The organism is Brevundimonas diminuta ATCC 11568, assembly GCF_000204035.1.
GTDB classification, from domain to species: Bacteria; Pseudomonadota; Alphaproteobacteria; order Caulobacterales; family Caulobacteraceae; genus Brevundimonas; species Brevundimonas diminuta.
The window spans coordinates 1,325,851-1,333,444 of record NZ_GL883086.1; the positions used below are offsets into that span (position 1 = coordinate 1,325,851).

Here is a 7,594-nt window from a genome sequence, read left to right on the forward strand (position 1 = left end):
CCGCCCGCCGCCGCCAGCGCCGCCATCACCGCGCGGGTGGCGTCGGCCGTCAACCAGTCCTGCTCCTCAAGGACGCGGCTCATCCCACGCGCTCGCTGGCGTCAGCCTCGGCGGCCTGCTGCGGCGCAGCCTCTTCGCCGTACAGCCGGTTGAACAGCCCCTTCAGAATGCCGGCCGTCGCGCCCCAGATGTAGCGCTCGCGATAGGGCATGGCCCAGAACCAGCGGCGCGGCCCGTTCTCCTGATCATAATAGTCGCGTCGATGGTTCACCGGGTCCATCAGGAAGTCCCACGGCGCCTCGAACACCTCGGCCACCTCGGCGGGCGAGGCGGTGACGACCGGCGGCGCCGTCAGCCAGCCCACCACCGGCGTCACCAAAAAGCCGGTGCCCGTCTCATAGGGATCGCCCAGCCCCAGAGGTTCGACCACGGCGGGATCCAGCGCGATCTCCTCCCACGCCTCGCGCAGGGCGGCGTCCAGCGCCGTCTCGCCGGGATCAAGCCGCCCGCCCGCAAAGGCGATCTGCCCCGTATGGCTGGCCAGACTATCGGATCGGCGGGTCAAAAGGACGCTGGGCCCATCCTCACGCGCGATGATGGGGATCAGCACCGCCGCGGGTCTCAACTTGGCCTTCGGGCGGCTGTAGTCGGGGTTCAGGTCATAGTCGGACCGCACCGCCACACGCTCCGGCGACCATGCGGACACAGGGTCCAGCCTCTGTTGAAGCCGCGTCTTCAAGCCGGAACAGGTCAAAGCCCCGCTCCTTCCGGCCCCAGCGGGTACATCACACCGCCCGAACGCACGGCCAACCGCCCGTCCGCCTCCTGCGCCCTTTCGACCAGCTCATAGAAGACCGGCCGCGCGATCCGCGCCCACAGATCGCCGCGCAGATGGACGCGCGGCGCAGGCTCGCCGGTCGCCGGGTCCGTCTCGACGACGATGGCGTGGTCAGGCCCGGCGACAGCTTCATCGCCCTGATCCGTGGTGAAGACCAGGGCGTCGTCCTCCGCACGCACCGCCACGGCGCGGAACGGCAGATCCTCGACCGTGATCTTCAGCTTCTCGACCGGCGTGACCAGATGATAGCCGTCCGGGTCTTTCCTCAGCACCGTCGAGAACAACCGCACCAGTTCCGCCCGCCCGATGGGCGAGCCCTCATGCATCCACACCCCGTCGGCGCGGATCAGTATGTCGATCTCGCCGCAATGTTCGGGGCGCCACAGATGAACGGGCGGCAGACCTCGGCCCGGTGCCTGCCGCGCCGCCTCGGCCACGCCTGTCAGACCCGAGGATGTCGGTGGGTTCGTCATATCCGAACTATGGGATGCGTCGCCTCGCAAAGGAAGGCTGCGCCCGGCTCAAGCGTCGGGGCGAACCGCTCCGACCGGAGCCGCTGCGGTGAAGGGCAGCCACATCACCCGCCGCTGATCCACCGGCCCCGGCAGCACGGCGTCAGGCGCAGGCACGAACCCGAAACGCGAGAAATAGGGCGGATCGCCGACCAGCAGGACGCCGTCCAGCCCCAGCGCCTTCGCCTCCGCGATACAGGCCCGCACCAGTTCGCCGCCCAGTCCGGTGCTGCGGCTGGCCCTGTCCACGGCGATCGGGCCCAGAAAGACCGACCGCGCCTCGCCCGTCAGGATCGACCACAGCCGCACCGACCCGATCAGACGCTCGCCTTCATACAGGCAGAACCCAGCCGCCAGCGGCGACCGCTCGCGCAGACGCTCGGCCGTCTTGGCGAAGCGACCGGGGCCGAAGGCGGCGATGACCAGGGCGTCGATCGCGGCGGCGTCCTCGAGCGTTTCACGCACGATTCCGCGTACGAAATGCGGGTCGTTTTCAGGGGCGGAGGCAGGCGCGGCGTTCATGCGCGGCCCGTAGTCCCCCTCGCCCCTCGAATCAATCGCGATTTCGCGACATCAGCCCAGTTTGGAGAAGTCCGGCGCCCGCTTCTGGCTGAAGGCCATGAAAGCCTCCATCGCCTCGGGGCTGCGCATCTGCGCGCCGAAGGCCTGGGCTTCCAGCTGCATCACGGCCCACAGCGCCTCGGCGTCGCGCATCAGGGCCTTGGTCTTGCGGATGGAGTTAGGCGCGCGCGCCGCCAGCTTGGCCGCCAGATCCGCCGCCGTCGCCTCGACCTGATCGGCCGGAACCGCGCGGTTGGCCAGGCCCCAGGCCAGGGCCGTCCTGCCGTCGATCGCCTCGCCCAGGGCGAACAGCTCAAACGCCCGCTGATGGCCGAGAACGCGCGGCAGCAGCAGCGACGACGCCGCCTCCGGCGCCAGCGCCAGATTGACGAAGGGCACGGACAGCAGGGCGTCCTCGGCCACCACCACCATGTCGCAGTGCAGCAGCAGCGTCAGCCCGATGCCCACCGCCCGGCCGCGCACCGCCGCGACGGCGGGCTTGTCCAGGTCCGCCAGCGCCTTCAGAAAGCGGAACACCCCCATCTCGACCAGGTCGCCGGGCGTCTGTCCCAGGGCGATGAAGTCGGCGATGTCATTGCCCGCCGAGAAGGAATCCCCCTCGCTGCGGAACAGGATGACCCGCACGGCGTCGTCGGCCTTCGCCCGCTCCGTCGCGTCGGCCAGGGCCGCATACATGGCCTGGGTGATCGCGTTCTTCTTGTCCGCGCGGTCGAAGACGACCGTCAGGACGCCGCCTTCCAGATGAGTCCGGATATGTTCGCTCATTGGCCTGTCTCCAAAAGGCTCCACCAGTCGACGCCGCCTTCGTCCCGCACGCGGCGGCCCCGTCCCTGGCGTTCAAGATAGTTGAGGTGCGCCAGCGCCTCGCCGGTCGCCATGCCCAGCACGGCGTCGCCGACCGGCCGCGCGAACAGGGCGCCGAACACGTCCACGGCGCGGCACGGCGTGCGCAGCGTCTTCTCCAGCCGTTTCAGCGCCACCTCATGCCCGCGCATCAGCGCCTCCAGCCGCAAGGTCACGCCGTAGAACGGCTCCCCGTGCGACGGCAGCACCAGCAAATCGCCCGGCAGCCGTTCCTTCAGCGCCGCCAGCGACCGCAGCCAGTCGCCCAGCGGATTGGCCTGCGGCTCCGTCGGCCAGATCGAGATGTTAGAGGAAATGCGCGGCAAGATCTGATCGCCCGCGATGAAGACGCCGTCCTTCTCGCGCCACAGACAGACGTGTTCGGGGCTGTGCCCCTCGCCGACCACCACGCGCCAGTCATCGCCGCCGACGCTCAGGACATCGCCGTCCTGCACCCGACGATAGTCGCGCGGAAAATCCTGAACCATGCGGCCGAAGCCGCCGTAGCCGTCGCGCCAGCGCGCCAGCTGCTCATCCGACCAGCCCGCCGCACGATAGAAGGCCTCGGCCGCCGCCGGCGGCCCCAGAGCGTCGTCGCCGATCAACATCCGCGCCGTCACATACTCCGTCCGCGACATCAGCAGCGGCGCGCCGAACCGTTCGCACAACCAGCCCGCCAGGCCGATGTGATCCGGATGCATATGGGTGCAGATGACGCGCGTGACCGGCCGCCCGCCCAGCACGCCCGCCAGCGCCTTGGTCCAGCCTTCGCGCGATACATCCGTCGCCAGTCCGGCGTCGACGACGGCCCAGCCCTCGCCGTCTTCGATGGCGTAGAGGTTGATGTGGTTCAGCGCCATCGGCAGGGGCAGCCGCAACCACAGCACGCCGGGCGCAACCGCTATGGCTTCGCCCGCCGCAGGCGCTGCCTCAAACGGATAATGCAGCCCGCGTTCCGTCCGGGAACTTGTCAGAGTGTCGCCGTCAGCCAAGTCCGTCTCCAATTGCAACCGTCCTTTTAGAGCGGCTTTTCGACGGCGTCCATTCTTGACCGAGGTCGCCCGCGCGGTCAGGGATAGCGCTCTGTTCATTTGGAGCGTCCCCGTGTCTCGCAATGCCCGCACCTTCGTCGCCCTGAGCGCGGCGGTCCTCATCTCCGGTCTCGCCACCCCCTCTTTCGCCCAGCGCACGTCGCAGAATCCCGACGGGCCTCAGGTGACCGAGAGCAGCGGAGGCCGCGCCTCGCGTGGTCGTCAACGTCAGCCCCGCGCGCCTCAGCCGCCCAGCGCCGAGGAAATCCAGGCCGCCGCTCAGGGCGTGCTGACCGCGACCAACACCAACTGCCAGATCACCGAGTCCAAACTGCTGGGCCAATCAGCGAACAAGGAGTCGCTGTATGAAGTCGCCTGCGCGACCGGCCCCGGCTACCTGCTGCTGACCTCGACGCCGCCGCAAGCCACCGACTGCATGGTGCTGGCCTCTTCGGCTGAACAGGCGCGCGCTCGCGATCCCAACGCCGACGTCGGCTCGCAGTGCTCCCTGCCCGCCAACGACAACGCCATGGCTGTCTTCACCGCCTTCGCCAAGGAGGCCGGCCTGCCCTGCACCGTCGACCAAGGCGCCATCATCGGCGCCAAGCCCGGCGGCGCCATTGTCTATGAAATCGGCTGCGCTGGCGTCGAGGGCGCCCAGATCAACAAGGCCGCCTCGGGTTGGGAAGTCGCGTCCTGCATGGAGTTGGTCTCGGCCAACGCCTCGTGCCGCTTCACCACGCCGGCCGAGCAGGTCGCCACGCTGAAGGGCTGGCTGGCCGGTTCCGAAGCCGCCGCCTGCGACATCAGCCAGGCCCGCTACATGGGCAAGAACGCCAACGGCTCCTTCTATGAAGCCGCCTGCAACGGCGCGGACGGCGTCATCGTCCGCTTCGACACGGCCAAGGCCGTGCAGCAGGTCTACCCCTGCGCCACCGCCCAGCAGATCGGCGGCGGCTGCAAGCTGACGACCACTGCTCCGGCCGCCGCGCCGAACAGCTGATCCTCAGTTCAGGCTGAAAATCAGACGCCGCCGGAGCGATCCGGCGGCGTCTTTGTTTTGCCCGCCCCTCTTCCCGAACGCAGCGGCTCACCTTAGCCTTGCGTCCCATGCGCATCGCCACCTGGAACGTGAACTCGGTCAACGCCCGCCTGCCCACGGTGCTGGAGTGGATTCAGGCCGCCAATCCCGACGTCGCCTGCTTCCAGGAGATCAAATGCGTGGACGAGAAGTTCCCGCGCGAGGCCTTCGAAGACCTGGGCTACAACGTCGAGACGCACGGCCAGAAGAGCTACAACGGCGTCGCCCTGCTCTCGAAATACCCGCTGTCGGACGTGCGGCGCGGCCTGCCCGGCGACGACGGCGACGAACAGGCCCGCTATCTGGAAGCCCTGATCGAGGCGCCCCGCCCGATCCGGGTCGCCTCCATCTACCTGCCCAACGGCAATCCGCTCGGCACGGAAAAATTCGCCTATAAGCTGGCCTGGTTCCAACGGCTTCAGAACCACGCCCGCGAACTGCTGGCTCTGGAAGAGCCCCTGGCCCTGTGCGGCGACTACAATGTCATCCCCGAGGCTGAGGACGCCAAGAACCCCGCCGCCTGGGCCGAAGACGCCCTGTTCCAGCCGGAAAGCCGCGAGGCCTTCCGCGCGCTGAAATGGCTGGGCCTGGCCGATTCCCACGAACTGGGCCGCGAGCCCGCCGGAACCTTCACCTTCTGGGACTATCAGGCGGGCGCCTGGCAGAGGAACCACGGCATCCGCATCGACTTCGCCCTGCTGTCGCCCCACGCCGCCGACCGCTTCCGCGCCATCGAGACGCACCGCGAGGCCCGCGACATGGAAAAGCCGAGCGATCACGTTCCCGTCGTGGTCGATCTGGACCTGGAGGCCTGATCCATGGGCGAGACGTTCAGGGCCATTCTGCTGATCGCCCTGATCGCCGCCTTCCTGACCACCGGCGTCTTGCTGTTTTCCTGGTGGATGGAGTCCGAGCGGCGACTGCGGCGGGCGATGAAGAAGGCGCTGGGCGCCCCGGCCGACACCCTGGCCCTGTCCGCCCATGAAGGCCGCGCCGCCGGACTGGACCTTGAAGGCGGCCAGTTGGCGGTCCTGTGGAATCGCGGCGCGATGGGCCTCGTCTACGCCTTCGAAGAAGTGCTGGGGGCCGAGATCATCGTCGACGGCCACGTCGTCGCCCGCGTCCTGCGCGGCCAGCACCGCAAGGAAATCGACCTCGACGCGCCCGACGCCGAACTGGTCGTGCTGCGCTTGATCTTCAGCGATCCGCACAACGCCGAGTTCGAGCTGGCCCTGTGGAGCGGCTCGCGCACCGCCCCCGCCTCCGAGGCCGAGACCGCCACCGGAACCCGCTCTCCCGGCGAGGGCCTGCGACTGGGGCGCCGCTGGTTGTCGCACGTCGAAGCCTTGATGCAACGCTGATCGCCCTTCACGGCTTGAGTCAGGGCGGCTAGAAGCCCCCGTTCCTGTTCTTCGCTTCTTTCTTCAGGAGCCCCCGTGGCCCGCCTTTTCGACGCCTACATCATCGCCAACTGGACCGCCGCCGAGGGCAAGAAGCTGGGCGAGCAGACCCTGTGGGTCGGCGTCGCCAAGCGCGACGTGCGATTCCGCCTGTACGCCGAGACGCACAACGTCGCCACGCGCGCCGAGGGCGAGAAGCTGATCGCCGACCTGCTGACCGAGCACCGCAAGCGCGGCGACCGCGTCCTAGTGGGCTTCGACTTCGATTTCGGCTTCCCGGCCGGAACCGCTGCGCGGCTGAAGCTGGACGGCCGCCCGTGGGACGCCATGGGCAAATTCCTGGCCGCCAACATCGTCGACAAAGCCGATAATTCGAACAATCGCTATCAGGTCGCGGCCAAGATGAACCGCCTGATGACGGACGAGCCCTGGCCCTTCTGGGGCGCGCCCGCCAGCCAGGCCCAGCGCTGGCTGACCACGACCAAGCCGCCCGAAGGCGCCGGCGCCGACATTCCCGAGTTCCGCGCCACCGAACTGGCCGCGCGCAAGGACAAGCTGCCCCCCAAGAGCGTCTGGCAGATGCACGGCGCGGGCGCGATCGGCGGCCTGACCCTGGTCGGCGTGCCCATGCTGCGCCGCCTGTTGGATGCGCTGGGCGCCTCGGCCGCCGTCTGGCCCTTCGGCACCGGCTGGCGCGAACTGACCGAGGCCGACATCGAGCCGCTGTCGGCCGTCATCGTCGAAGTCTGGCCCCTGATGTTCGAGGCCAAGCGCGCGGTCAGCGCCGAGGGCGTCAAAGAATACAAGACCCAGGCCCAGGTTCGCGCCGCCGCCGAAGCCTTCGCCCGCATGGACGACGCCGGCGACCTGCAAAAAGCCTTCGCGCCGCCTGCTGGCGCCGACGAAGCCCTGATCGCCCAGGTTGAGGCCGAAGAAGGCTGGATTCTGGGGGTCTAAGTCTTCCTTCTCCCCTTGAGGGAGAAGGCGGGCGCCGGAGGCGCTCGGATGAGGGGTGTCAGCGCATCGGTTGTGAACGCCGTACTGACGCCCGCTCATCGAATTCCGAGAAAATGGGAGTCGACACCCCTCATCCGTCAGGCTCCGCCTGCCACCTTCTCCCACAAGGGGAGAAGGAAGAGGTTAGCCGATCAGCACCCGCGCCGCCGCGCGCGCTTCATCGGTGATCTCGGCGCCCGACAGCATCCGCGCGATCTCTTCCTGACGCGGACCTGTCTCCAGCACGTCGATGGAGGTGCGGGTGTGGCCTTCGACATCGGCCTTGCGGACCTTCCAGTGAGCGTGGCCGC

Annotated in this window: 9 protein-coding genes; 4 read left to right on the forward strand and 5 right to left on the reverse strand. The window is 68.7% G+C overall.

The window, feature by feature from the left end:
- Positions 1-79: 79 nt before the first annotated feature.
- The 5 genes from BDIM_RS10315 to BDIM_RS18595 are packed head-to-tail and all read right to left on the reverse strand — an operon-like array spanning position 80 to position 3,866.
- Positions 80-754 (reverse strand): CoA pyrophosphatase, encoded by a 675-nt coding sequence (locus BDIM_RS10315; RefSeq protein ID WP_046651949.1) that lies wholly within the window; start codon positions 752-754, stop codon positions 80-82.
- Positions 751-1,311 carry a DUF1285 domain-containing protein gene (locus BDIM_RS10320; protein ID WP_040345715.1) on the reverse strand — a complete coding sequence of 187 codons (561 nt, stop codon included), beginning with the start codon at positions 1,309-1,311 and terminating at the stop codon, positions 751-753. The genes BDIM_RS10315 and BDIM_RS10320 overlap by 4 nt, the downstream gene beginning before the upstream one ends.
- Positions 1,312-1,359: 48 nt before the next feature.
- Positions 1,360-1,872, reverse strand: coding sequence for a GNAT family N-acetyltransferase (locus BDIM_RS10325; protein WP_003165541.1), 513 nt, complete (start codon positions 1,870-1,872; stop codon positions 1,360-1,362).
- A 51-nt stretch (positions 1,873-1,923) separates the two neighbouring features.
- Entirely contained in the window at positions 1,924-2,697 is a 774-nt protein-coding gene (locus BDIM_RS10330) for an enoyl-CoA hydratase (RefSeq protein WP_003165542.1), read from the reverse strand.
- Positions 2,694-3,866, reverse strand: coding sequence for an MBL fold metallo-hydrolase (locus BDIM_RS18595; RefSeq protein WP_003165543.1), 1,173 nt, complete (start codon positions 3,864-3,866; stop codon positions 2,694-2,696). The genes BDIM_RS10330 and BDIM_RS18595 overlap by 4 nt, the downstream gene beginning before the upstream one ends.
- 13 nt (positions 3,867-3,879) lie before the next feature.
- On the opposite strand from BDIM_RS18595, the gene BDIM_RS10340 reads away from it, so the two are divergent.
- The 4 genes from BDIM_RS10340 to BDIM_RS10355 all read left to right on the forward strand — a co-directional run bounded on the left by BDIM_RS10340 (position 3,880) and on the right by BDIM_RS10355 (position 7,244).
- On the forward strand, positions 3,880-4,809 hold the full coding sequence (locus BDIM_RS10340; protein WP_003165544.1) for a hypothetical protein: 930 nt from the start codon (positions 3,880-3,882) through the stop codon (positions 4,807-4,809).
- 107 nt (positions 4,810-4,916) lie between these two features.
- Positions 4,917-5,702, forward strand: coding sequence for an exodeoxyribonuclease III (gene xth, locus BDIM_RS10345; RefSeq protein ID WP_003165545.1), 786 nt, complete (start codon positions 4,917-4,919; stop codon positions 5,700-5,702).
- 3 nt (positions 5,703-5,705) lie between these two features.
- Positions 5,706-6,248, forward strand: a complete 543-nt coding sequence (locus tag BDIM_RS10350) for a hypothetical protein (protein WP_003165546.1) — start codon at positions 5,706-5,708, stop codon at positions 6,246-6,248.
- 75 nt (positions 6,249-6,323) lie between these two features.
- Positions 6,324-7,244, forward strand: a complete 921-nt coding sequence (locus BDIM_RS10355) for a hypothetical protein (protein ID WP_003165548.1) — start codon at positions 6,324-6,326, stop codon at positions 7,242-7,244.
- The last annotated feature ends 350 nt before the right edge of the window (positions 7,245-7,594 follow it).

Coding starts and splice junctions, on each gene's coding strand:
- BDIM_RS10320 (WP_040345715.1), bottom strand. CDS start 1,311: ATGACGAACCCACCGACATCCTCGGGTCTGACAGGCGTGGCCGAGGCG.
- BDIM_RS10325 (WP_003165541.1), bottom strand. CDS start 1,872: ATGAACGCCGCGCCTGCCTCCGCCCCTGAAAACGACCCGCATTTCGTA.
- BDIM_RS10330 (WP_003165542.1), bottom strand. CDS start 2,697: ATGAGCGAACATATCCGGACTCATCTGGAAGGCGGCGTCCTGACGGTC.
- BDIM_RS18595 (WP_003165543.1), bottom strand. CDS start 3,866: ATGAACAGAGCGCTATCCCTGACCGCGCGGGCGACCTCGGTCAAGAAT.
- xth (WP_003165545.1), top strand. CDS start 4,917: ATGCGCATCGCCACCTGGAACGTGAACTCGGTCAACGCCCGCCTGCCC.
- BDIM_RS10350 (WP_003165546.1), top strand. CDS start 5,706: ATGGGCGAGACGTTCAGGGCCATTCTGCTGATCGCCCTGATCGCCGCC.